Source organism: uncultured Cyclobacterium sp. (assembly GCF_963977555.1).
Classification (GTDB): Bacteria; Bacteroidota; Bacteroidia; order Cytophagales; family Cyclobacteriaceae; genus Cyclobacterium.
This window is the reverse complement of record NZ_CAXBPD010000003.1, coordinates 246,410-272,504: the sequence shown is the minus strand read 5'-3', so window position 1 is coordinate 272,504 and position 26,095 is coordinate 246,410. Positions and strand designations below refer to the sequence as shown.

Sequence of the window (26,095 nt, the reverse complement as noted above, 5' to 3'; positions counted from 1 at the left end):
TGTCCTTCAAAAGTGTGCCCCTTGTTTTTAGAAGAGATGGTCTTTGAAATATTCTCTTCACTGATTCCACTTCTAGATCTCATAAATTCTAATTTAAGCCTGATACGCTCTCTACTTTTTATTTAAATAACAGCTATCAGCTACTTGGGAGGATAGGATTAAGCCTTATACATTACGTTACAATCTTCAGCCTAATGTTCTATTATTGCCATTTTTTCTTCCAGCAGAAATAAAGTTACCTGTGGTTTTTGCATAAAACCACCATTATTGGTGATTGAAAACGCATCTTGAAATTTTACCTTGGTTAATAGAACTGAAGTCCTAAGCTAATTTGTATTGACATGAGAAATGTATGTATTGTTATCCTGGTAGGTATTTGTTTTTCAATAGGTAATTCCTGCGTCAGTAAAAAACCTACCGTAGTAGAAAAGTTGGATACTAAGAGAGGGGCCATCTTGGTCGAACCTCAATGGAAAGTGAAAAAGAACGGTGTATGGCTTATTGCCCCCCTTTTGGGTGTCGCAGCAGGTGGTGCGTATGGGTATTATTCTGATGTGTTTATAGGGCTGGAAAGTCAAGAACAAAATGCGGCAGCCTATGGAGGGGCAGGTTTATTGGGGGGGCTTTTGATAGCAGGAGGTATCAGCAAAAATACAATGAAAGTTAAAAGCGTACCTGTGAAAACTAATGATCAGAATCAATGGGTACGTAAATACAACCGGGTAGTAAACGAAAACTATCACTTGTTAAATCCTAGAGATGATGGGAGGCTTCTGCTGGCACCAGCAAAATTGGCGAAAGATTTAAGTAAGGTAAAAAAAGATTACGATTCCATGATTTTAAAAATGGAATCCAATGAATCAATGGGCTGGGAAGAATTGCTTTCCTATCGGGATTTTATGAGACATGATTATTTTTATTTCTACCCGGAAGAAAAAAAAACGTTTGACGACCTTGTTGTCAGTAGAGAAAAGAATGCAGCTTTTGCGATGCTTCATGAAAAAATGGAACAAATCGTTCAACAACCACTCAATATGGTACATGTAGACCAAATAGCAGCTTTCTCTAACAATCATAGGGAACTATACAGTAAAATCTCTTCTGACCAAAAAGAAAAACTTAAAAAGATGGGCGATGCTTATGTGTCCTCGGTCTTTGCCTCAGTATTTGAAGTGATAAGGGAGAAGGAACTTAACAATATAGCAATGGATGATTTTACTTCCTTGGTTAAGGTAGAGTTACTCTACCAAATGATTGTTAAGGATGCAGGGGAGTTTGGTAGGTTACCTATAGTTGGCGGTATGTTTTTGTACATGAAAAAATTGAAAACAGAGATAGTAGAGAACAATGAAAGTGAGCTAGGAGAATATTTCAGGTCTTTAACAGACAGAAATCATTTAATTGAGAAAAGAGCTTTGTTTTTATCAAACCTTGAAAGTCAACCTGCTGTAAAAAGATTGGAAAGCCTGACTTCCAGATTGGAACAGAAACTAATTGCTGAAGAAAAAAGAAAGGAAGAAGAAATGGAGCGGATGGCAAGACTGCAAGCGCAAAAAAAAATCGATGACATGATGCGTGAAACTACTGCTTCCGGGGAGCCTACAGAGGCTCAAATGAGGTTTGCAATTCAAAGTCAGGTTGATTTAAAAAACAAAAAAATAGAACAAATAAGCAACACGAAACTGAACAAACAGAATTCAATGAATCTACCCTTAGTGTTAGGGGGAATGTTCCTAAAAGATGCCGAGGTGGTTTTGGAGTATTTTAGAAAAATCACCTGTGAAAAGTCTGCCAACCGGGGAGGATTTGTATGTGACTATTCAATCAAAAAAAGTATTAAAGGAGGCGTGTCTGGAAATATGATAAACTCTATGATGGGGGACATAGGTGCTGGAATGGCCGATATCGAAACGGGGCGCTTTGTTAAAACCGATGAGGGATGGATGTTGGTAGAAATTATGGAATAGGTCAATGTTCAAGATGGCATTCTGAATAAGTCAGCATTTCACCCAATGTATTAAGCAGTTCCGGACCATTCCGAATTTCACGTTTCAAGTCCGTTTATTAATAATATCAAATATTTTATTCGATAAAATCAGTTCAAATCATAACTCTTTTTATGGTTTGAACGGATTTAGATGTCCCTCGATTTGCTCTATCTTAAATATTTTTTATAAATGGAATGATTGATTTCCCTACCAATATTTAGTTATTTTGTTTACAATTTTAAGGTTTGAGTGAAAAAGCCTATTTTAATGGTGTTTTTTGTGTTATTTTGTGGTCATTTTGTAAACTTAACATGCTGTAAATGAAAAATGATTCACTTTCCTTCAAGGTCTATTCAGAACTAAGAAGGAAAATATTGTCCAATCATTTGGTTTCAGGCATCCGCTTGAAAGAAGATTATTGGGCAACCTATTTAAATGTAAATAGGATGGCCGTAAGGGAAGCATTGAATCGTTTGCTTGGTGAAAACCTTGTGGTTTTTGGCGAAAAGGGAGGTTTCTTTGTTAAAAGTTTGACACCTGGAGATGTTAAGGAGATACGTGAGGTCAGGGAAATTATCGAGCTCGGTGCGTTGAGGTTGGTCTTTCAAAAGCAGAACCAAAATGACATCTCCCTTCTGGAGGAAATATGCGATGATTTTACTACCATGTTTAAGCGTGAGTACTTTGAAGGAGCCTGTGAAGCAGATGTAAGGTTCCATGAGAAAATGATTGAGCTTTCTGGAAATGAAAAGTTGATGCAAATTTATCAATTGAGTAATATCCCGCTTTTCCACCAAAAATTGGGGCATACTCAGGTGCATATGAGTGATTACGAACATACTGACCAAGAGCACAGGGAGATCGTGGACGCTATTAAAAATAAAGACTTAACTAAGGCTGAAGAAATGCTAAAGAAGCATTTGCTTAGGGGGGAAATGGCTTCTCTTGACTTGTAATGTCAGAATTCAAGGTTTTCATCTAAGTTGCTGAATTTATAGATTGCACTTAATTATTATTTTGAGTGCTATAGTGTTTTTTTTATTGTAGTTCTTAAATGTAAACTTAACTCAAGTTATTTTTATTAGATTCTCTCAGGGTTAAGTATTAACCTATTGAATATAAGTGCCATATGTATTGTTTTCATTTTTTTTATCTAGTATAATCGGGTTTTTATCGATATGTTTTTTCTTTTGTAAACAAAAAAATATATTTTTGGTAAACAAAATGTAATTAAAACCTATGTTAATTATTACAAGTCTTTATACCGCATAGCTTTCTGGTATTATTCAAAACTTTATAATATCAAAATCTGAATTACAAATGTGAGCGAAGTGGTAGAGGAAAGGGCTTTTTATTTAATCTATTGTTCTTACTTCACAAAAGGTAAAAATGAGATATATCCCATCCCGCAGGCGCAAATTGACCTTAGTGAAACCAATGATGGGCCTACGTTAATTCAAAACCCAAACTATTAACCCGGGTTTGTAGCTATCAGGCCCTATTCAATGGTCTATTTAGGTATTATTAATTTAAAAACTCAAAACTTAATTTAATATAATTATGAAACCAGAATCATTATCAGGAAAGCAACGAAGGGATTTTTTGAAAACAGCAGGTATACTGGGAGCATCTTTAGTGATGAGTCCTAGGTTCGCCTTTGCCGGCCCACCTAAAAGTGATCGAAAACTAAGAATGGCAGTGGTAGGTGGGAGATTTGGCGCTAGCTTTTTCTTTCATGAGCATCCTAATTGCGTAGTGGAGGCGGTTAGTGATTTACGAAAAGACCGGAGAGAAAAGTTGATGGAGGTGTATAACTGTTCCAAAAGTTATGAATCTCTGGAACAACTAATTAAAGACCCAAAAGTAGAAGCGGTATTCGTGGCTACTCCAGTACCCGATCATGCTGAGCATGTACTTGCTTGCTTGAATGCGGGCAAGCATGTGCTATGTGCAGTTCCGGCTGCGATGACTCTAGAAGATTGTGAAAGACTTAGGAATGCTGTTAATAAAACAGGTCTGACCTATATGATGGCTGAAACAAGTGCTTTCCATCAAGTGGTGATTTCTGCGCGGAAATACTATAATGAAGGTAAATTTGGAAATATATTTAGGGTAGAGGCCGATTATCATCACCCAGGTCTTGAAGTGCTTTTTTATGAAGATGGAAAGCCTACCTGGAGACATGGTATGGCCCCAATGATGTATCCAACGCACTGTACGGCTTACCATATTTCGGTTACTGGAGAGCGATTTACCGATGTGAGTTGTCTTGGTTGGGGAGATGATAGTGAAGCTTTGAAAGGTAACCCTTATAACAATCCCTTCTGGAATGAAACGGCACTTTTTAAAACCAATAAAGGCAATGCCAGCAGGATGTCTGTATGTTGGAGAGGAGCCTTGATGGGTACAGAAAGGGGAGAATGGCATGGTGATAAAATGAGTTTGTATGCCAGGGATCCGCATGGGCTCGATGAAGTGAAAATCAACGCGTCTGAAGAATTGGGAAGAGATGATGCAGGGTTTTTGTTTAAGCGAGCAGAGAAAGAAGATTACCATCAGCAGGAATGGTGGGATACGGATGCTTTGCCTAAATTAATGAGGCACAATAGTGGACATGATGGTTCACATACCTTTATCACCCATGAATTTGTGGAGGCAGTAATAAATGAGCGAGATCCTTTGGTGAATATTCATGAAGCATTAGCTTATACCGCTCCTGGTATCGTTGCCCATCAGTCAGCACTAAGGGGAGGGGAAAACATGAAGATCCCATCATTTGACATATAATTGGCATCCTTAGTGGGTGTTTTAAATACAATTCAATTTAGTACTATGAATAATTGGCCAAAATCAAAAGCATTACTTAATAAAAACGAGAAATGGATACCTGGTGGTGTTGTTTCTTTAAATCGAAAATCAGATCCAAATATTGCGTTTACCAAGGGCAAAGGAAGTAGGATATGGGACATTGATGGGAATGAATACATCGATTATCAAGCGGGCTTTGCTTCAGCTTTTCTAGGACACAATGATTCAGACGTCAATGGAGCAGTAAGGGAATCCATGCAAAATCATGAGCTGCTAATGGGGGCTGGGCCTACCACCCATGAAGGAGAATTAGCAGCCTTATTTTGTGCCTGCGTGCCTACTGTGGAGAGCATACAGGTGACTTGTACCGGTTCGGAGGCCACCTATCATGCCATTCGAATATCAAGAGCAGTTACTGAAAAAGACCATGTTATTATCATTCAGGGAGGTTATAATGGCTGGCACAACGATGTCTCGGCAAATGTGATGAGCAGTATGGAAGACATAGGCCCTAGGGTTTCACCGGGAGAGTATCCTTATGATTCTTTGTCAGCAGGGATTCCACAAGGCCATAAAGACCTGATTCACGTGGTTAATTTCAATGATCTGGAATCAATAGCTTATGTGGTTGAAAAATACCCAGTAGCCTGTATAATTCTCGAGCCGATTTTACAAAACATTGGAATTGTAAAACCAAACGAGAATTACCTCAAGGGGCTTCGTGAAATGGCAGATGAGAAAGGGTTTCTTTTGATTTTTGATGAAGTGAAAACAGGTTTTCGCCATGCTTTAGGTGGTTATCAAAGCATTTGTGGGATAACCCCAGATTTAAGTTCCTTTGGTAAGGCTGTGGCCAATGGTTACCCAATAGGTGTGATTGGAGGAAAGAAGAAGTACATGGATTACTTTAATCACCCAGAGAAAGGAAAGAGAGTATTGATTGCTGGGACTTTTAACGCCCATCCGTTCACTGATGCTGCTGCTATTGCTACTTTGAAAAAGTTGTCTTCACCAGAATTTGGGGTATATGAACATCTGGAAGCGATGGGAGGAATGTTGGAAAATGGATTGACAAACATTTTCAACCAATATGATAAGCCATTTAAGGTGGCACGTATAAAATCGGCCTATTGTGTTTACTTTATGGATCATGCTCCGGTAGATTTTCATGACATTGTGTTGAATCATGATTTTGAGTGGGATAAAGCTTATAGAAATGAACTTATTAATGAAGGGGTCTATAATTTTCCTTTGCCCATCAAACAAGGCAGTATTTCCTTTGCCCACACCGAAAAAGACATCACTGAAACACTGGATAAAACTGAAAAAGTTGTGAAAAAACTTATGAATAAATAGGTCTGGATGCAGACTTATTTATTCATGTGTACTGAGGAATGTTTTATCTAAAAATATAAAATAATATGCCTAGACCATTTAATAACCATAGTGTGATCATTAGCGGTGCTCTTGGAGATATTGGTAGGTCAATAGTTAAAGCTTTTGTTCTGAAGGGAGCGAATGTGGCTTTGGGAGATGTGAAACAAATCGATGAAGCACAAGCGTTTTTGGCTAGCCTAAATCTTTTAAATCCTGAAGTGAAGGTTTTGTATGACACTGTAGATGTACGAGATCCATCCCAAGTGAAACAATGGGTCGATCGGGCTACTAATGAGCTGGGAAGTTTGGATATAATCGTACCTAACGCCGCTACAGTTACCATAAAAGGGATCATGGAAATTAGCCCTCAAGAATGGGCAAACGAATTGAAAGTGAATCTTGACGGAGCATTTTACCTTTCTAGATTTGCCAGTGAAAAGCTGCTCCAAGAAAAGGTCTCAGGAAGGTTGGTTTTCGTAGGAAGTTGGGCTGCAGAAACGGTTCACCAAAATCTACCTACCTACAGTGTGTCCAAAGCAGGTCTAAGAATGCTATCAAAATGCATGGCATTGGAACTTGCTCCTAACGATATTCTGGTAAATGAAATTGCTCCCGGCTATGTGGATGCTGGTTTAAGTAAGCAGGTTTTAGATGGCGATGCATCAGCTAAGCTAAAGGCGACAGAAAAAGTACCTGTCAAAAGAATTATGCACCCAGATGAAGTTGCCAATAGTGTGCTCTGGTTGTGTGACTTTGAGAATAAACACATGACAGGCAGCACCCTGCTTATGGATGGGGGATTGTCATTACTGTCCTAAACTATTTCCAATATGAGCTCTGGTAATACTTATAGAAAACAAGGGAATAGACCATTTGAAGGAGAATTTGGGATAGGACAAAGGGATATTACGCCACCTATTGGCATCAATAATAAAAACTGGGGAGCTTCTTCTCAGGACACGGCCACTGGCATTCACCAGGCATTATTGGTGACCTGTATAAGTATAGAGACGAAAAGCAATCCCTCTCCTAAGGTTATTTTGTCAGCGGATCTGGGCTGGTGGAAAAACATGCAGGATGAAGCCTATGTTAGGGATTTTATCCTGGAAAACACAGGGCTGGAGGAGGCTTCTCTTTTGTTTTGTTTTTCTCATACCCACGCCGGCCCCAACCTTAATAGAGGAGACAAGGACAAACCAGGAGGAGAGATGATAGCTCCTTACCTGGATGCCTTAAGGAAAACATGTGCTGAATTAATTAAAGATTGTCTGAAGAACAAAGTTTCAGGTGTACTCACTTGGGAATATGGTAGTTGTAGGCTGGCCAAAAACCGGGATTATTATTCCCCAGAGGGCAATCAATATTTTGTTGGTTACAATTCCAGTAAACCTGCCGATGATACCTTGCTTGTTGGGAGAATTACGGATACTGCTGGAGAAATAATGGGGACAATTGTGAATTATGCTTGTCACCCAACAACTTTAGCCTGGGGCAATCTTAAAATTTCTCCGGATTTCCCAGGTACTTTCAAAAAGATAATGAAAGAAAATACCGGTGCTCCAAGTTTGTTCATTCAGGGAGCATCGGGAGACCTTGCGCCAGCGGAGCAATATTCAGGCAATGTGGCGCTCGCGGAAAAACACGGTAGACAATTGGCATTTTCTGCTTTAGCGGTACTCGAAAGCATGTCCGCTCCAGGCAAAACACTTGTTTTTAAGAAAACAGTTGCCTCTGGGGCCCCTTTGGCTATTTGGGAACCGGAGTCAGTTCCTACCGAAAGTAAGGTGTCAGCTGAAATAATCAGGATCGAATTGCCATTAAAGCCTTGGCCATCCATCAAGAAACTTAAGCAGTCCATCAATGAATGTGAGGATCCTGTGCTAAAGGAAAGGCTTATCCGTAAACTGGGCGTGAGAAGTTCAATTGGTGATGGGGCTAAAGTCACAGTCAAGGTTTGGTATTGGCGACTGGGAGATTGTCGGATCGTAGTGCAGCCCAATGAAGCCTATGCTGTTTTTCAGCAAACGCTACGGGAAAAATTTCCTTCTTCTGCTGTGGTCGTAGGAAATATCGTCAATGGGCATGTAGGGTACTTACCACCTGAGGAACTTTATGACAAGGACATGTATACCGTTTGGCAAACACCCTTTAAAGCAGGCGCATATGAGGTTTTGGCCAAAAAGGTTTTAAATAAAATGAAAAGCAAACCCTGATTAGCTTTAAAATAATATGGAATCCAATTTTACGAATTTAGATCTAGGGATATTCATCCTCTACATTGTGGGAATAATAGGTCTAGGGCTATATGCCTCCAGGAAAAGTACCGGTGAAAGTAAACGTGATTATTTTCTTGCAGGTGACAAACTTCCGTGGTGGATGATAGGAGGAAGTATTATTGCTGCCAATATCAGTAGCCATCATTTAGTAGGGGTCATGGGAGTGGCATATGAAAGAGGCTTTGTGGCGATTGTAATAGAGTGGGGGGCAATACTGGTAGGTTTTAATGTATTGCTATGGGTGTTTTTACCCTTTTACATTAGGAATGGGTTTTACACCATGCCGGAGTTTCTTCAGAAGAGATTTGGTGGAGGAGCCAGGACAGCCTATTCGATATTGGTACTTTTGACCTATATTTTTGTGGAAATCAGTGCGGTACTCTATTTAGGAGCTATTTCTCTACAATCCTTGCTGGGAATTCCTATGTTGGCGAGTATCCTATTTTTGGCGATTTTTACAGGGGTTTATACTGTATTGGGAGGATTAAGAGCAGTTGTATGGACCGAAATGTTGCAGCTTGCCGTGCTTGTTTTGGGTATGGTTGCTTTGTCGTATTATACCATTGATGCATCTGGTGGATTTGAGGCCATTGTAGCATCTTCTAAGGATTGGGAACTAATGTTGCCAGCCAATGATCCTGATTTCCCCTGGACCATGTATTTGGGAGGATTACTTTGTATTAGTATCTTTTACAATGCAACCAATCAGTTTATTGTGCAGAGAACCCTTGCGGCAAAGAACGAATGGCATGCGCGGATGGGGGTGATTTTCGCCGATTACCTGAAGTTTTTAATTCCCCTATTGATCATCATACCTGCCATCGTGGCACCAAAAATCTTCCCTGACCTTGAAAAGCCAGACTTGCTCTTTTCCATGCTGGTTGAGCACTTGCTTCCTACAGGTTTGGTAGGATTGGTGATGGCTGGGCTTATAGCAGCGATCATGTCGCACTTGTCAGGAGCCATTAATTCTTGTACTACCATCTTGACGATAGATGTTTATTTGCCCTATTTTCGTCCCAATGCTTCTGAAGCCGCCTCTATACGGTTTGGAAGAATAACTGGGATACTTGTGATCCTTATCGGTATTTTGTGTACCGGGGTTCTAGTTTTTTATTCCGAAAAACCCATATTTATTTACCTGTTAAATGCTTATGGCTTGTTTACACCTGGTATTGCCACCATGTTTTTAATGGGGATTTTCTGGAAGGGAACGACCCATGCGGGGGCATTAACGGCAGGTTTACTGACCATCCCTTTGTCTCTATTGGTGGAGTATTTCTTTCCAGAAATGCCATTTTTTAACAGGACGGGAATTGTTTTCTGGACCTGTATGCTACTGTGCGTCCTCGTCAGTTTGGTGAGCCAGAGAAAAAGTGATGAAGAATTGGAAGGGTTGATTTGGACCAAAGAAAGCCTGTCTCTCCCCAAAAGTGAAAGAGAGCAACAAAAAGGCTGGCGACATCCATTTATTTGGTGGGCCATTGTAATGGTCATGGTTTTATATTTCTACATTAGGTATGCTTAACCCATAATTGGTTGGGATTAGAACACCCCGGTTGCTAGCATAGATGGCTAGTAACTGGGGTCTTTCATATAAGAATAACCGCTGCTGTAGATAATTGTCATTCAGGAAAAAAACTTCCCTTCCGCTTTGGTTAAACCATACTGGGTGATTTTCTGATCCCAAAATTGGTGAGACAGAAATTGAAGGTTTTAATAGGGTTGAGAATAGTAGAAATGGTTCTATTGCGTGGTTTGGGTAAGGGATTATTGGTATTAGTTTTTAGTCCTCTACTCAACTATGGAGTATGGGCATCGTTTTCAACCTAAAGCAAGAGGTGTAGGTTAAAATAATGGTTAATCTTTGGTTACATGTGGTTATGCAAGGGTAGATTTTGTGCCCTAATGTTTTCTTAAAATTTCTATTGATATAAATCTATTTTGTAAATAGTAAATTCTTTGATAGATTTATCAAAGTCCACCGATCACCTATATAATTAATTCTGCTCATGTCTGCTCAGTTTTATTGATTGCAAAAATAATTGGGCTTTTGTGACACAAAATAGTTAGATGTATTCAAGAGGCTGAAATATATTTTTAATACACCTCTTTGGTGGGATGTAGATTGAACAAATTAGAATTAACATGCTAAAAAGGAATTTGTGTTTACCTGCGATGAAAGACCTATTTTACACGCTTCGCACACCCCTCTATGCATTGGTCCTTGGACCAATGCTTTATGCTTGCCAGCCTAAGTCATCCACCCAAGATAGAACGCTTGAAAATGCTTTGTCTACTTTTGTTCTTGAGGATGACTTTCAGATAGAGCTTATTGCAGGAGAACCGCTGGTTGCAGATCCAGTGGATATGGTAATAGATGAACATGGTAGTCTATACGTAGTAGAAATGCATGGTTATCCATTGGACCTCAGTGGATCCGGTAAGGTGAAACGCCTTTCAGATACTGATGGGGATGGCATTATGGATAAAAGTGTTGTTTTTGCAGATAATCTGGTGGTACCAACTGGGATTATGCGTTGGAAACAAGGCCTTATCGTAACAGATCCGCCCAATGTATATTACCTGGAAGACAGCGATGGAGATGGAAGAGCAGATATCAAGCAAACCCTGTTAACGGGGTTTGCACTTTCCAACCCTCAACACAATGTCAACAGCCCTAAACTGGCGCTGGACAACTGGATTTATATAGGTCACGAACCAGCAGTGACGACAACCATTTATGAAGACTTACTTGGCGATAAGGGGACAGATGTCTATTACCCTGAAAAACCAAATGTGAACAGGTTGTCCCAAAATGCAGGAGGTAGAAGTGTCCGATTTAAACCTGATACCTACGACTTGGAATTGCTAAGTAGTCGTACCCAATTTGGTCATACTGCAGATGCTTTTGGTCATAGGTTTTTAGTGAACAATAGCAATCATATAATACAGGAGGTATTAACCGCAGATTACTTAGATAGAAATCCTCATTTGGTAATTACTGAGGTTACCCAGTCTTCTTCTGACCACGGAAATGGTGCTGAAGTTTTTCCAATAACCATTAATCCACAGCATCAGTTATTGACAGATTTAGGCGTAATAACCTCAGCCTGTGGATTGACGGCCTATTTGGGGGCGTCTTTCCCTGAGCGGTACAATCAAGCCACCTTCGTTTCAGAGCCGGTCAGCAATTTGGTTCATGTGGATTTTGTGAAAGATGATGGTTCAGGTTTTAAAGCTTCAAGGGAGCATGAAGACAAGGAATTCTTGGCTTCTACAGATGCTTGGTTTCGGCCGGTAAATGCCTATGTTGGACCTGATGGGGCATTGTATATAATTGATTATTATCGCCAAATTATAGAGCATCCTGAATGGATGGCCGAGGAAGTGGTGCAATCAGGGGCATTGTACAATGGAACAGACCAAGGGAGGATATATAGGATCACTCCTAAAGGGACTTCCCCTATTGATTGGTCAGATAAATTGTCTTTGGGAACAGCTTATCCTGATGAGTTGCTTAGCAAACTCTCGCATAAAAATGCATGGTGGAGGATGAATGCGCAACGAATGATAGTGGATCAGCATCCGGAAACTTTGATACCTGCTTTAAAAGAGCTTGCCATGTCTGGGGAAAGCCCAATGGGTAGGCTTCATGCACTGTGGACTTTGCAGGGAATTGGAGCACTTGATGAGATAACGGTAGCCAATTCCTTAAAAGATCCTGTTGCAGGCATTCGCGAAAATGCAGTGAAATTGTCAGAGTTATTCTTATCCCAATCAACAGTACTTGCGCCAAAATTATTGGCATTAAAAGATGACTCAGATCCGAAAGTGAGGTTTCAGCTAATGCAAACGCTGGGCTCCATTGAAAGTGAAAGTGCTTTTCAAGTTCGAAAAGAACTTTTGTTTAAGGATATTGACGACAAGTGGGTACAATTGGCAGCACTTTCAGCACCTTTTTCTGAAAGTAGTCGGCTTATTGATCCTGTACTGAATCGGTATAAGGCCACCCCAGCTTATAATGGATTGGTGCAGAAACTTGCTTCCATGGTAGGTGCAAGCATGGATGAGAATGCCATTCTTACCATGGTGCAAAGCGCCATAAGAAAAAATGCTAAAAATGAATACAATTGGCAGCCGGCGCTTTTGAGAGGTCTAGCGCAGGGAATCAAAAGTAAAAAACTGTCTGGATCACATGGATCAAGCGCAGGCTTATTGGCCACCACTGTTTTTGAGCATCCTTCCCCAGAAGTGAAAGGAGCAGCCATCCAGGTATTAGAAGGGATTGGCTTGGATAACGTTGCTGGTAAAAGCCAGTCTTTAGCAAAAGCAGAAGCCATAGCCATGGATAAAGCATTGACTGGCGATGAACGAAGTATGGGAATTCGGTTTTTGGCCATGGCCAATATCGCTGAATACCAAAAAATGCTTATTGGTCTAGTGGAGCCCAGTGAGCCACTACCTGTTCAGTTGGCCGCATTCCGTACTTTAAGCAGATCTGAGGACAATTCCTTTTCCCAAATGGTTATTGATCGCTGGGATAGATTTACTCCTGAATTGAGGGATGCGGGGATTAGTGCCATGATGATGAATGGAGAGCGAATCGCTGTTTTATTAGAAGCACTTGAAAATGGTTTGGTTCAAAAGGCAACAATTGGATGGAGAAGAAGTGTTGGTTTAATGGCGAATAAGGATGAAGCACTTAGACTTAGGGCGAGGGCTATTTTGACTCGACCTGAAGGAGAGAGTGAGAAAATTATAGCCAACTATCAACCTGCTTTGGAGCTTAATGGTACCATTGATCGAGGGGCCACTGTTTTTCAGAAAAACTGTGCGATATGTCATCAAATGGGAGAGGATCAAGGGATTGCCTTTGGTCCAGATCTTTCTTCCCTCAAAAACAGACGAGCGGCAAGCATCATGAGCGATATTCTCAATCCCAATTTGTCCATCGCTGATGGTTATGATCTTTGGGAAGTGGAATTGCAAAATGGTGAGCACTATCAAGGGTTAATTTCTTCAGAAACACCTACGGCAATCAACCTTAGAAATGCAGGAGGTATAGACAATAGTATTTCCAGAACGAATATTAAGTCCTTGAAATTAATAGAAATGTCGGCCATGCCTACAGGTCTTGAGCAAAGCATTTCACTACAGGAAATGGCCGATTTGTTGGCTTATATTCGAAAAGCCGAATAAAGGTTTTTTTAGAGCTCATTATTTTCAAACCTAATCAATAGGATTAATACCAACTATAGCTAAACATTCCCATAAATCAGGATTAGTATAACACTCAAATAATAAAAGAAAATGAAATTTATAGATTTTAAACGGTTGGTTCTATTGATGTTGGCTCTTGCATTCTTTCAGTTAACGGTTTATGGAGCTGCTCCAAAACCCTTGAATGTAGGTTTGGCACGTGTAGTTATTACCCCAGAAATCCCGGTTCGGTTAACAGGCTATTCCAGTAGAGATATCCCGTTTGAAGGTGTTGAGCATGAATTATGGGCCAAAGCGATGGCATTCGGAGAGGAGGAAAAAGGATACCGAATAATAATTACCGTTGACTTGCTGGGTATACCTCATCAGGTCACTGAAAGGGTAAGAGATGCGCTTGCAAAAGAAATAGGTATTTCAGCTGCCAATCTATCCATTTGTGCTTCCCACACACACAGTGGTCCACAAATTGGAAACATTGTATCGCATTTCAATAAGCCCCTTGACCCGGACGAACTAGCAGAAATATCACTTTTTGCCATGGGACTAGTGCCAAAGTTAAAAGGTGTGGCTTTGGAAGCCATAGCAAACGCTGCCCCATCCTTGGTTTCTCATGCCAAAGGAGAGGTGAATTTTGCAGTCAACAGGAGGACATCCATTAATCCAAATGGAGTGTCAGACCATTCTTTGCCAGTAATGCGTATTACAAATCTTGAAGGCAAGACAAAAGCAGTGATGCTTAATTATGCTTGTCATGCAGTAACTTTAGGACCAAAAAACAATGTGGCCCACGGTGATTGGGTAGGAGAAGCACAGATTCAGGTGGAGGAAAACTTGCCTGAAGGTGCCATGGCATTGGTAGTCATAGGGTGTGGAGCAGATCAGAATTCTTCCCCACGCATGAACAATAAAAATCCTGAAATGGATTTGGTGTATGCCAAAGATCAAGGGAAACAAATTGCTGCTGAAGTTAATCGCTTGCTAGGAGAAGGCAATTGGAAAAGTATCCGTCAATTGCCTGAAGGTAAATTGAAATATGTGGAACTTACTTTTGCAGAAATGCCTGACCCTAGAAAATTAGCGGAAGATGCCAAGGGAGCCGGAAGGACAAGCAATTACTCTCTGCTTTTGCTTGGGCGAATGGCCAGAAGTGGCGATGTTCCAGAGAAAATCAATTATCCTATTCAGGTTTGGGATTTTGGTAAAGACCTGGTCATGATATTTTTGGCAGGCGAAGTAGTGGTAGATTATGCGCTCCGGCTAAAGCAGGAATTAGGTGAAGACCGCGTATGGGTAAATGCTTATGCCAGCGACATGCCTTGTTATATTCCATCGCTAAGGATATTGAAAGAAGGGGGATACGAAGCAGAATCGGCGATGATCGGTTATGAGAAACCTTCTAAATTTACTGAGGATGTGGAAGAAATAATTATGAATGGCATTTATTCTATTTTACCTAAATCAAGCAAGTAATGTATTTATTAAAACACATGCGTCCAAAAGCCAATAGAAAGCTTCCAATAAGTAGGTCCTTAGCTTACTTTACGGCACTTGTCTTCGGTCTTCTAATGTCAGTGCAATCTTCTTTTGCCGGTGATTTTAGGGCTGCTGTGGTCACGGAAAATATTACACCGAAAGTTCCCAAACAATTATTAGGCTATGGGGCCAGGCTATCCGAAGGGATTCTGGATAGTATTTACCATCAAATTTTAATATTAGAGGATGGTGAGTCCACCTTTGCACTTGTCTCCACAGATATCTGTGTGCTCTCACCAGCCACCTATGATCAAGTGGCGAAATTGGTTGAAAAGAAGTTTGGAATAGCACGCAGTAATTTTTGGTGGTCAGTAACCCATACCCATTCAGCACCTGAAGTAGGTGCTCCCGGACTTCCGGAGGCATTTATGGGAGAGCGATATACCCATCCTATTGATTCCAACTATACTGATTTGGTGACTGCCAAATTATTGGCTGGGATCGAAAGAGGCATCAAAGAATTGGCACCTGCAAGTTTGGGAGTTGGCTGGGGACATTCCTCCGCCAATATAAATCGAAGGGCCAAGGACATTGATGACAAAGCTTTTTTAGGGATGGATCCTGATGGTCCGGTGGATAGGAAAATAGGCGTTTTAAAAATTGTACATAAAGAAGACCATCGATTGATGGTTACTGTGGCCAATTATGCCATTCACGGTACCGTATTGGGTGGGCAGAATTTACTGATTAGCGGTGATGTTCAAGGAGTAGTGTCAAAATATGTCGAGGAAAAATCCGGAGCCCCTATGCTATTTATTAATGGTGCGGCAGGAAATATCGCTCCGATTTACAGCGTATACCCTAATGCCACCGCTGGAAGGATGAATCAATTCAGAAGGCTACTGGGTGATAAGATTTTGAAGGCCAATGATGATATTTTGAAATACGAAGACCAGGTTTCTTTCTCTGCTTCTGAGATGGAGTTTTTGACTCCTATGAAAGAAGGATTAAAATGGCCTGAAGCTTTGAATGACTATATTGTAGATGAAAAGAGAGCTGCTAAAACGATCAAATTGCCTGTTCGTTTTCTCAATATCAATGATAAGATTGCCATTTGGGCCAGTCCTTTGGAGTTGTTTTGTGAAATTTCCAATGAAGTAAGAGAACGCTCACCATTTCCTTATACCTTCTATTATGGTTATACCAATGGTTGGCTAGGCTACATGCTGACAGAAGAAGAATGGAAATACAAAGGCTATGAACCAACGGTTTCCCCATATGTACCAAGTGCAGGCACAAAATTCGGTGAGGCAGTTTTGTCTTATCTGGAAAGTGAATTAAAAAGTAAATAATAAACCAATCCTGAGATGAAGTCAATATTTTCAGTAAGCGCAATTATAGTAGTATTAGTTTTTGGAGGACTGAGTGCAAGCGCACAGAATCCAGATTTTCCTTGGCCGGAGGGAAAAAAGATGGCCATAAGTTTAAGCTTTGATGATGCCAGGGCAAGTAATCCAGACCCTGGTGCTACCTTATTAAATGAATATGGGGTAAAAGCCACCTTTTATGTGGTTCCTGCAAGTATGGAGCAGGATATTGAGGGATGGAAGATGGTAGTAGCAACAGGACATGAGATTGGTAACCACTCCCTATACCACCCCTGTAGCGGTAATTTTGCATGGTCTAGAGATAGGGCATTAGAAGATTATACCCTCGCGCGTATGCGGAAAGAATTGTCTGATACAAACGATGAAATCGAGCGACTATTAGGAGTGAGACCAGAAGTATTTGCTTATCCTTGTGGTCTTTCGTTTGTAGGCAAGGGAGAAGAAACCCAAAGTTATGTGCCTTTGATTTCTGAAATGTTCCTATCGGGAAGAGGATGGCTGGATGAGGCCCCAGTAGATCCTTATTATGCGGACATGGCACAGCTGACTGGAATGAAAATGGACAATATGTCTTTTGAAGAAATCTTACCCATAATTCAAGCAGCATCGGAAAATAGACAGTGGCTAGTGCTTGCTGGACATGAAAATGGCACAGAAGGGAATCAAACTACTTACCTGAGTATGTTGAGGAAGTTAAGTGAATATGCCAATGATCCTGCCAATGGCATTTGGATCGCACCAGTAGGGACAGTAGCCAAATATGTGAAAGAACAACGAAAAGCAATGGAAGGGAACTTGAATATCCCTGGAATTTCCAAACCTGCAGCTAATGGTAATATTTACCTTACTTCTGAGAAAGGAAGAGGAATAGGTCCAGACATTCAATACATGCCCGAGTGGAATGCTTTCGGTTGGTTTATGGCTAAGGATAGGGTAGAATGGGACATGAACCTTCCCAGAGAAGGTACTTACGAAGTTTGGATGGAGTGGTCTGTTTCAGATGAGGAAGCCGGTAAACCTTTTATGCTGACTTCTGGTAGCCAGACTTTAAAAGGAGTGATAAAACCTTCAGGTTCTTGGGAGACTTTTCAAAAAATAAAGATTGGCGAACTGTCACTCGAAGAAGATTTCAACAGGATAATTGTAGCAACAGGAGAGGGGTTTGATAAGGGTGCCCTAATGGATTTAAAAGCTTTAACTTTAGTTCCGGTCAAAAAATAAACGAAATTTTGGCAGTGTTTTTCATTTATTAAGCACGATTACACAATTGGGATTACCAATGGACTGCAACCTACTTCTTGCCATTTACACTAGTGACAGGTTGCATTCTTTTGGTGAAATAGTTGAGATAAAATGCTTGTTCCATATCGGCGTATCAGCAAATGTGTTTTAGCGCAAAATAAAAATCGTAAAAAAAATTTCATTAAGATTGTCCAAAATCTTGAAGCTATAAAAGCGCTATTCTAAACATTAGCTTAAATAAAAAGTTCTTTCTTTAAGTAGACGCGAACCATTTTAGCGCTGTTATATGAAAATTATCCTTTATAGCATAATCTTATATGTTTCAATGAACTCGATATTAATTTACGATTTTAACAAAAAGTCAGACATACAGGGCTGGACAATTGTAGATGATGTGGTGATGGGAGGTGAATCCTCAGGGTCCTTTACTTTGAATGATGATGGACACGGTGTATTCAAGGGGCGTATTTCTTTAGCTAATAATGGAGGGTTTTCGTCTGTTCGCTACAGATTTCAAAAATTGGATGTAAAGGAATTTTCTAAAGTTACTGTTAAACTTCGTGGAGATGGCAAGAATTATCAATTTAGGGTAAAAGCTAACTCTCAGGATTACTATTCGTACATCGCACCTTTTTCAACCACAGGAGAATGGCAGGAAATTGCCTTTACTCTTGATGAGATGTATCCATCTTTTCGAGGACGAAAACTTGATCAGGCAAATTTTCACGAGAATTTTTTAGAACAGATTACTTTTTTAATAGGAAATAAGAAGGAAGAAAATTTCAATCTTGAGATAGACAGTATTGTGTTGAAATAAGATTTGACAAGGAGACAATAACGCGTGCCAGGTTACGCACAAATAAGGGCTTTTCAATATTAATTATTCAAAAAGAATAGGTGTAGGGCGAGGTAGATTTTCTGCCAGGTCGTTTTAGCTAAAATCATTCTGGGGTTTGTTTGATGATGGTCTCGCTTTTTTTCATAACTTAAAATGGCTAAACCAAAGAAAAATGCTCAATAAGCCTAATTGCTGTCATTGCTCTTATTGGGATGCTAAGCATTGGCTAACTTGTGGTGTATTTATAAATGCATATTTAGAAAATTGGAATTAATTACCCTATGAAAAAAACATTTAAAAGTCAGCTATTCTTTCTAGCCATTATTTTAGTTTATGTAACCCCCTCTTTTGGGCAAAATGTCAAATCCTCTACTGGGCCTGTTTTCGATGATTATGGACCTGTTTATTCCATAGATAATGTGGATTTCCCGCTAGACAGTACCCAACAATACAAGGCGGTATTTGATGTGGACAGAGATCAAGCAGACCCAGGTCAGCACAACGCTATTATATCAAGCTTGCACCGTTATTACAATATGCATGTTCGTTCCGGAATACCAAAAGAAAATTTACACCTGGCATTTGTTGTACATGGTGGATCTACAAAAGATGTTTTGTCATCCGAAGCCTATAAGGCGAAGTATAATGTGGAAAACCCCAATAAAGAATTGATCAAAACCCTTTCAGAAATGGGGGTAGGCATTTATATCTGTGGGCAATCAATGATGTCTAGGGGATACAATAAAGAAGATTTGCTGCCTGAGGTAAAAGTTGGTTTATCGGCTATGACCGTGTTGACCGTATACCAAAGGAATAATTATGGTCTCATCAAATTCTAATTCTTATTCTTATTGAATAATCAAGGTGCTAAAAGTTGGTTTTCTGGTTTGATCCTAGTGGATGGCAATCGAATGATTGCTTTTGATAGTTATAAGTCTGGAAGATTATTGCCTGACTGTATTTTTAGTACATGACTTAACGAATACAAATTAATATTCGATATGGAGCTTCTCAGGTACTCTCATTGTCTTTCAATCCCCACCTGTCTAGGCTTCTTAAAATATCCTCGAGGGATTTTCCTCTTTCACTAAGGTAATATTCAACCTTCGGAGGAACCTCAGGAAAAACTTTTCTGACAAGAAGACCATCTTTTTCTAACCCCCTTACTGTTTGGGTAAACATTTTATTAGAAATATCAGGTACCTTTTTCTGTAATATTCCAGAGCGTAAAGGTCCATCCAATAAATGAAACAATACCAATGGTTTCCATTTCGTGCCTATTAAATCCATCGTATAGTTAAGTGGGCAATAACTTTTATTTTTCATTTTAATTTTAAATCACTTATAATCAGAATAGTACCCTTTTTTGTAAGTAGGTTACCATAAAGTGTGTTCTTGCAATTAAAGCAAATATAACCCAATTTTGAAAAAAAAATTAAGATATGACTGCAAATAAAAATTATCCAAAATCCTTTTCGCACATTGGAATTACCGTACCCAAAATTAAAGAGGCAGTACGATTTTATTCAGAAGTAATGGGTTGGTATGTCATCATGGAGCCATCTATAGTAAAAAAAGAAAACCATACGGCCATTGGGCAAATGTGCATAGACGTTTTTGGAGAAAACTGGGAGGAATTTGAAATTGCCCATATGTCAACTTCTGATGGGATAGGAATAGAGCTTTTCTCATTTCCCCACGGAGTTAAGGAAGCGCCCGAATTTAACCCTTTCAATACGGGATTATTTCATTTTTGCATTCAAGATCCTAATATTGAAACATTAATAGATAAGATTTTATCCTATGGAGGCAAGCAAAGAATGCCTATTAGAGAATATTATCCCAATGACAAACCTTATAAAATGTGTTACGTGGAAGATCCTTTTGGAATTGTCTTTGAAATTTATACCCATAGTTACGAGCTCACCTATTCCTCAGGCGCTTACCAAAAATAGAACTTTGAAGCCTCAGGCACCATAAACGCTAAGCAAAGAAGACAAAGGTTTTGCATTATTAGGCAATAAGGCTTAGAATGTGGGTAATCAAAAGTAAACTTTTTTATCTCTCTGTTGTTTTGATGTGGAATACAGTAACTGCTTGAAATTATCTCTTGGAAAAATCAGCCATTGGTAAGACAATTACCACTAAATTTAGCCTTTATTATTTATTAATAAGTTTAATATATTTATTGAGTTGAGGTTAATTTATTTTAAGAATTAAACGAGCTTTTAAATTTCTTTTTAGAAGGTATTTTTTTAAGGCTAGAATAATTTGTGTAAAATGGTAATTTCTACTGACTTCCTGTATTATTGGGATTGGTTTGATATTTAAATAAGTCTCGTAGTTTTATAAAATTGAGAGATAATGGCGAATGATTTAGGTAATAGCGCATTAAATGATCTTAAATCATTGCAGATTTTGGACACCTTGCCTGAAAAAGAATATGATGAAATCACCGGTCTGGCGGCCTTAATCTGTAACACGCCTGTCTCTCTGGTATCGCTTGTGACAGATACCCGACAATTTTTCAAATCAAATCATGGATTGACTGATATTGAAACACCAATAACGTGGTCATTTTGCGCGCATGCCGTTAAATCTCCTGAACAAATCTTCCTAGTGAAAGATGCCAGAAAAGATGAGCGTTTTAAAGATAATCCTATGGTTACTGGCAAACCTCATATCGTCTTTTATGCAGGCATGCCTTTGGTAAGTAAGGATGGAAATGCACTTGGTACGCTTTGTGTTTTAGACAAGCAACCTCGATCCCTTGAAAAAAAACAGTTAGAAGCCTTGAAATCTCTAGCCAATCAGGTGGTTCAGCTTTTTGAGTTACGCAAAAATCGGATAGAGATCAAGGAAATAGGGGACAATCTTTCTTTAGAAACAATCCGTCTAAACAATATCATCAATGCTACCCGTGCTGGTATTTGGGAATGGAATATTGTAAATGGAAAAGTTACCGTGAATGAGCGCTGGGCGGAAATGTTAGGTTACACGTTAAAAGAACTTGAACCATTTAACTTTGAATCTTTTCAAAAGCTTATCTATCCTGGAGATGCAATGGCCCTTAATGAAAAGGTTAAAGCTTGTGTTGAAAGAAAATCCGAATTCTATGAAGGTGAATTTCGCTTTTTACACAAAAAGGGTTTTATCGTGTGGGTTCATGACTTAGGTAAAGTTGTTAGTTGGGCAGCAGATGGACAACCGCTTCTTATGGCGGGAACCCATACCGATATTACCGAGCGGAAAAACACAGAAATACAATTTCAGACAATCACTAACAATATACCCGGTGCAGTTTTTCGCTATAAGCGCTACCCAAATGGTGAAGGTGAGGTGCAGCTATTAAGCAATGGAGCCAAAAACCTTTGGGGCTTCTCTGCCGAGGAGATTATGCAAAACAATAATTTAATTTGGCAAAGATTTAAAAAGAACGATTTAGATGCATTTCTTTTAACAATTCAAAAATCTGCTGAAGACTTAAGCTTTTGGGAGCATGAATGGCCCTATTATCATCCTAATGGTACAACACAATGGCACAAGGGATCAGGAAGCCCTTCCCGTTTGGAGGATGGTAGTACTATTTGGGACGCTATTATTCTTGATTTCACTCATCAAAAAGAAATTGAACTTGAAATTGAGCAAAGTGAAAAAAGATTTAAAGCCTTGGTTCAAAATGGCTCTGATTTAATTGCCATCCTTGATATTGAAGGTAATTATTTATACGTAAGCCCTACTTCTACTTTAGTGCTCGGCACTCCGCCAGAGAAATATATTGGAAAAAATGCCTTTGAATTAATTCATCCTGATTTTAAGAAAACTGTTTATGAAAGTCTCTTGTGCTTGAAACAATTGAAACATCTCGCTATCAAGCCATTTAGGTTTAAACACGGGGATGGTTCATGGAGATGGATTGAAACCATTTTTACTAACCTCATGGATGATTCAGCAGTTGGAGGCATAGTGGCCAATTCAAGAGATGTTACTGAACGAATTCTCACCGAAGAAAAATTAAAAAAGAGTGAGGCGTATTTCAGGGGTTTATACGAATCACAAACCAACTATGTGGTCCGTACCGATATGAATGGTGATTACACCTATGTAAATAAAAAATTTATTGAAGAATTTGGCTGGGTATATGCCGATGGGAAGATATTGGGTGAAAATTGTATGTCATCCATTATGGAATACCATCATCAGAAAGTACAAGGTACAGTTGAAGAATGCATCGCAGAACCTGGGAAAGTTTTTAAAATTGAATTAGACAAACCTTCTACCAATGGAAGAATCATCACTACTCTTTGGGATTTTATTTGTGTTTTAGATGCAAATGGAGCACCTTCAGAAATGCAGGCTTTAGGTCTGGATATTTCAGACCGAATTCAACATGAAAAAGCCCTTAAAGAATCCGAACAACGTTATGCTAACTTATTCCATCTTAGTCCACAGCCAATGTGGGTTTATGATTTGGCTACCTTAAAATTTCTGGATGTCAATAAAGCAGCTATTAAGCATTATGGGTATTCCTATGATGAGTTTTTGAACATGACTTTAAGAGAGATAAGGCCCAAGTCTGAAATCCCTAAATTGGAAGCGGCTGTCCTACAAATAATACAAAATGAAGGAGGCTATAACAGAGATGAATATTTGCATAAAAAAAGAAATGGGCAAGAGATTATTGTTGAAATACAAAGCAATGCATTGACCTATCAAGGCAAGGACGCGGAAGTAATATTGGCAACAGACATTACCGAACGTTATAAACATATTCAGGCCATTGAAGGCCAAAACCAGAAATTCAAAAAAATTGCATGGATGCAATCTCATGGAGTGCGCGCCCCTCTGGCACGAATAATGGGCTTGGTTGAGTTACTTAGGGCCGATTCAGAATCTTTAAGTGAGGATGAAAAGGAACAAGTTCTTAAGTTTATCATGACATCAGCTACTGAACTAGATGAAGTCATTAGAAAGATTGTGCAAACCAGCCATGAAGCTTTATAAAGCTTCACTAAAGCTAGAATTTGGACAATTAGAAGGTATTCATTTATCCACTAAACTACCGCTGGTTCTTGTTGACTTAAGCAATGAAATGAACCTAATCCCCAAATAATATCTAGTGAATCAACCCCAACAACCTGCCGATCAGCAAAGCAACCTGAAATGATATCAATGGCTTTCTGGTCATTTTTATCTTTAAATGTAGGGACTATTACAGCTTCATTTGCGATATAAAAATTAGCATAGGACGCTGGCAACCTTTGGTCTTCATAAAATTTAGCTCCCGGCATTGGCAATTCCACAATGTTCAATTGCTTGCCGTCTTCTAAACGCATATCTCTAAGCAATTGTAGGTTCTCCTTCAGAATTAAATGGTTTTCGTCTAGCCTATTTTCTTCTACCACAGTAAGTACCGTGTCTTGGTTTACAAAACGCGTAATGTCATCGATATGTCCATCGGTGTCATCTCCTAAAATCCCATCACCTACCCAAAGAATATTGCTTACCCCGTAGTAATCACACAGATATTTTTCGATCTGAGCCTGATTTAAATTCGGGTTTCTATTTTTGTTTAATAGACAGGCCTTTGAAGTAAGAAGTGTTCCTGCTCCATTAAATTCCACAGAACCACCTTCCATTACAATGTTAGGCGTGAAACATGGCACTCCTAAATGGTCAGCAATTTTATGAGGAATTAAGTTGTCTAGGTCATAAGGAGGGTATTTATCTCCCCAAGCATTGTAATTCCATTTCACCACTGCCTTGGCTTCAGCAGCGTTAGGGTTGATCAAAAATGCAGGGCCATGATCTCTACACCAAGCATCATTGGTTGGGAAGAAGTGAAATTTTATCTGGCTTAGATCCACTCCCGCGTTTTCTAAGTGAGTCAAGGCAAAGGCTTTCATGGCCTCATTGCTCACATTGATATTTACCATTTCTCCTTGGGCTACAATTTTGATAAAGGCAGCATAAGCAGGGTAAACTGTTTCAATTTTCCCTGGCCAAGATTCTTCTTTATGCGGCCAACTTAGCCAGGTAGCGGTATGTGGAGCAAATTCAGCAGGGAAATAATACCCCAATTCTGCCGGAGTAACTTCCCCTGAATTAGCTAGATCAAAAATACTTTTCATGATTGCTTATTCTTCGTCAAGAAATCTTTTGGTAATTGGTTGATAAGAATCAATTCTCCGATCCCTTAGGAATGGCCAGTGTGTTCTATATCGGTCGGAACTCTCAAAATCAAGTTCTTCTACGTGAATTTCCTCCTCTTCGTGAGAGGCTTTAAAAATCACCCTTCCAAATGGATTGGAAACAAAAGAGCCACCCCAGAATTTCATGTCGCCTTCTATCCCGCATCGGTTTACCGAAACAACAGGTATGCCATTGGCTACGGCATGTGAACGCTGAATGGTCTGCCATGCACCGTATTGTTCTTCATTGGTTAGGCCATCTTGATCTTTGTGCCAGCCAATCGCTGTAGGGTAAACCAAAAAGTCGGCACCTTTCAAAGCGGTAATTCTCGCAGCCTCAGGATACCATTGATCCCAGCAGATCAAAACACCGATGTTCCCGAATTTGGTTGGAAAAACTTTATAACCCAAGTCGCCTGGAGTGAAGTAAAACTTCTCAAAATAACCAGGATCATCAGGGATATGCATTTTCCTGTATTTGCCGAGGTAAGTACCATCAGCATCTAAAACTGCCGTGGTATTGTGATACAATCCTTCCGCCCTTTTTTCAAAAAGAGAAGCAACGATCACAACGCCTAGTTCTTTAGCCAAGTTGCTAAAGAGGTCTGTGGACGGGCCTGGTATAGCCTCGGCCAATTTAAAGTTTTCATAATCTTCTACATCGCAGAAATATAGAGATCGAAAAAGCTCCTGAAGCACAACTACCTGAGCTCCTTGTGCAGCAGAACTACGTATGCCTGCAATGGTTTTCTCAAGATTTGCTGCCACATCAGCACTGCAACTCAATTGAACCAAGCCTATTTTTACAGTTTTATTTGCCAAAATTAATTCTTTTTTAATGCGTGAACAAAGATACCACCTAATGCTGCAATCCCAAAACGATATGCTTAAATTCCTTTTCTAGCATTTTTAATTTTTGGTAAGCGATTAAATAGAAAGGCTATAACTATGCGATTGGTTTAATATTTTTAACGTTTTATCCAATTTCATTCATCGTAACGAATAGTAGATGCTTTGAGTTTGTTTTTGATATAGATATAAATGGGGAGTAGGTGTAAATGACAAGAAAGGGGAGAAAAAAGACAATTATTACCATCAAATCACAGTCTGATATTAAGTGGAAAAAATAAGCTTTACTACATACCAATTATTACAACATCATTTCTAAAAGTCGAGATTTGTCTTAGTCCCAAAGTATTTAAACAGGCGATGAAATGTTCGGAATATTTAGTTTTGGCCAAAATCCGCTATTCCTAGCATCTCAATTAAGCAGTCAATTGTAATACATTCT

General features: G+C 39.5%; 18 protein-coding genes. 15 read left to right on the top strand and 3 right to left on the bottom strand.

The window, feature by feature from the left end:
* Positions 1–341 precede the first annotated feature (341 nt).
* From AAC073_RS05150 to AAC073_RS05090, 13 genes are all read left to right on the top strand, one after another.
* Complete coding sequence (locus tag AAC073_RS05150) at positions 342–1,967, top strand: hypothetical protein (RefSeq protein ID WP_339922772.1); 1,626 nt, start codon at positions 342–344, stop codon at positions 1,965–1,967.
* 341 nt (positions 1,968–2,308) lie between these two features.
* The gene (locus AAC073_RS05145; protein WP_339922771.1) at positions 2,309–2,944 is read left to right on the top strand and encodes a GntR family transcriptional regulator; all 636 of its coding nucleotides are present in this window, start codon (positions 2,309–2,311) and stop codon (positions 2,942–2,944) included.
* A 604-nt stretch (positions 2,945–3,548) separates the two neighbouring features.
* The gene (locus tag AAC073_RS05140) at positions 3,549–4,775 is read left to right on the top strand and encodes a Gfo/Idh/MocA family oxidoreductase (RefSeq protein ID WP_339922770.1); all 1,227 of its coding nucleotides are present in this window, start codon (positions 3,549–3,551) and stop codon (positions 4,773–4,775) included.
* Between the two features lie 45 nt (positions 4,776–4,820).
* Positions 4,821–6,152, top strand: a complete 1,332-nt coding sequence (locus AAC073_RS05135) for an aspartate aminotransferase family protein (RefSeq protein ID WP_339922769.1) — start codon at positions 4,821–4,823, stop codon at positions 6,150–6,152.
* Between the two features lie 65 nt (positions 6,153–6,217).
* Positions 6,218–6,991 carry an SDR family oxidoreductase gene (locus AAC073_RS05130; RefSeq protein WP_339922768.1) on the top strand — a complete coding sequence of 258 codons (774 nt, stop codon included), beginning with the start codon at positions 6,218–6,220 and terminating at the stop codon, positions 6,989–6,991.
* Positions 6,992–7,003: 12 nt separating this feature from the next.
* Complete coding sequence (locus AAC073_RS05125) at positions 7,004–8,386, top strand: hypothetical protein (RefSeq protein ID WP_339922767.1); 1,383 nt, start codon at positions 7,004–7,006, stop codon at positions 8,384–8,386.
* Between the two features lie 16 nt (positions 8,387–8,402).
* Positions 8,403–9,977: a sodium/solute symporter gene (locus tag AAC073_RS05120; protein ID WP_339922766.1), complete on the top strand. Its 1,575-nt coding sequence runs from the start codon at positions 8,403–8,405 to the stop codon at positions 9,975–9,977.
* A gap of 620 nt (positions 9,978–10,597) precedes the next feature.
* Complete coding sequence (locus AAC073_RS05115; RefSeq protein ID WP_339922765.1) at positions 10,598–13,651, top strand: PVC-type heme-binding CxxCH protein; 3,054 nt, start codon at positions 10,598–10,600, stop codon at positions 13,649–13,651.
* Positions 13,652–13,762: 111 nt separating this feature from the next.
* Positions 13,763–15,142 (top strand): hypothetical protein, encoded by a 1,380-nt coding sequence (locus tag AAC073_RS05110; protein ID WP_339922764.1) that lies wholly within the window; start codon positions 13,763–13,765, stop codon positions 15,140–15,142.
* The gene (locus AAC073_RS05105; protein ID WP_339922763.1) at positions 15,142–16,497 is read left to right on the top strand and encodes a neutral/alkaline non-lysosomal ceramidase N-terminal domain-containing protein; all 1,356 of its coding nucleotides are present in this window, start codon (positions 15,142–15,144) and stop codon (positions 16,495–16,497) included. Before AAC073_RS05110 ends, AAC073_RS05105 begins: the two co-directional genes overlap by 1 nt.
* 15 nt (positions 16,498–16,512) lie before the next feature.
* Complete coding sequence (locus AAC073_RS05100; protein ID WP_339922762.1) at positions 16,513–17,754, top strand: polysaccharide deacetylase family protein; 1,242 nt, start codon at positions 16,513–16,515, stop codon at positions 17,752–17,754.
* A 346-nt stretch (positions 17,755–18,100) separates the two neighbouring features.
* Positions 18,101–18,592 carry a CIA30 family protein gene (locus AAC073_RS05095; RefSeq protein ID WP_339922761.1) on the top strand — a complete coding sequence of 164 codons (492 nt, stop codon included), beginning with the start codon at positions 18,101–18,103 and terminating at the stop codon, positions 18,590–18,592.
* Positions 18,593–18,894: 302 nt separating this feature from the next.
* On the top strand, positions 18,895–19,452 hold the full coding sequence (locus AAC073_RS05090) for a DsrE family protein (RefSeq protein ID WP_339922760.1): 558 nt from the start codon (positions 18,895–18,897) through the stop codon (positions 19,450–19,452).
* Positions 19,453–19,624: 172 nt separating this feature from the next.
* Here the strand turns inward: AAC073_RS05090 and AAC073_RS05085 are convergent, their stop codons facing one another.
* A complete protein-coding gene (locus AAC073_RS05085; RefSeq protein ID WP_339922759.1) occupies positions 19,625–19,939 on the bottom strand; it encodes a helix-turn-helix domain-containing protein in 315 nt (104 codons plus the stop codon).
* 116 nt (positions 19,940–20,055) lie between these two features.
* Here AAC073_RS05085 and AAC073_RS05080 point away from each other — a divergent pair, with 116 nt between their 5' ends.
* Both AAC073_RS05080 and AAC073_RS05075 read left to right on the top strand, forming a co-directional pair.
* A complete protein-coding gene (locus tag AAC073_RS05080) occupies positions 20,056–20,568 on the top strand; it encodes a VOC family protein (RefSeq protein ID WP_339922758.1) in 513 nt (170 codons plus the stop codon).
* Between the two features lie 409 nt (positions 20,569–20,977).
* A complete protein-coding gene (locus AAC073_RS05075) occupies positions 20,978–23,617 on the top strand; it encodes a PAS domain S-box protein (protein WP_339922757.1) in 2,640 nt (879 codons plus the stop codon).
* Between the two features lie 50 nt (positions 23,618–23,667).
* Here the strand turns inward: AAC073_RS05075 and AAC073_RS05070 are convergent, their stop codons facing one another.
* The gene (locus tag AAC073_RS05070) at positions 23,668–24,744 is read right to left on the bottom strand and encodes an agmatine deiminase family protein (RefSeq protein ID WP_339922756.1); all 1,077 of its coding nucleotides are present in this window, start codon (positions 24,742–24,744) and stop codon (positions 23,668–23,670) included.
* 6 nt (positions 24,745–24,750) lie between these two features.
* The gene (locus AAC073_RS05065; RefSeq protein ID WP_339922755.1) at positions 24,751–25,626 is read right to left on the bottom strand and encodes a carbon-nitrogen hydrolase; all 876 of its coding nucleotides are present in this window, start codon (positions 25,624–25,626) and stop codon (positions 24,751–24,753) included.
* Between the last annotated feature and the right edge of the window lie 469 nt (positions 25,627–26,095).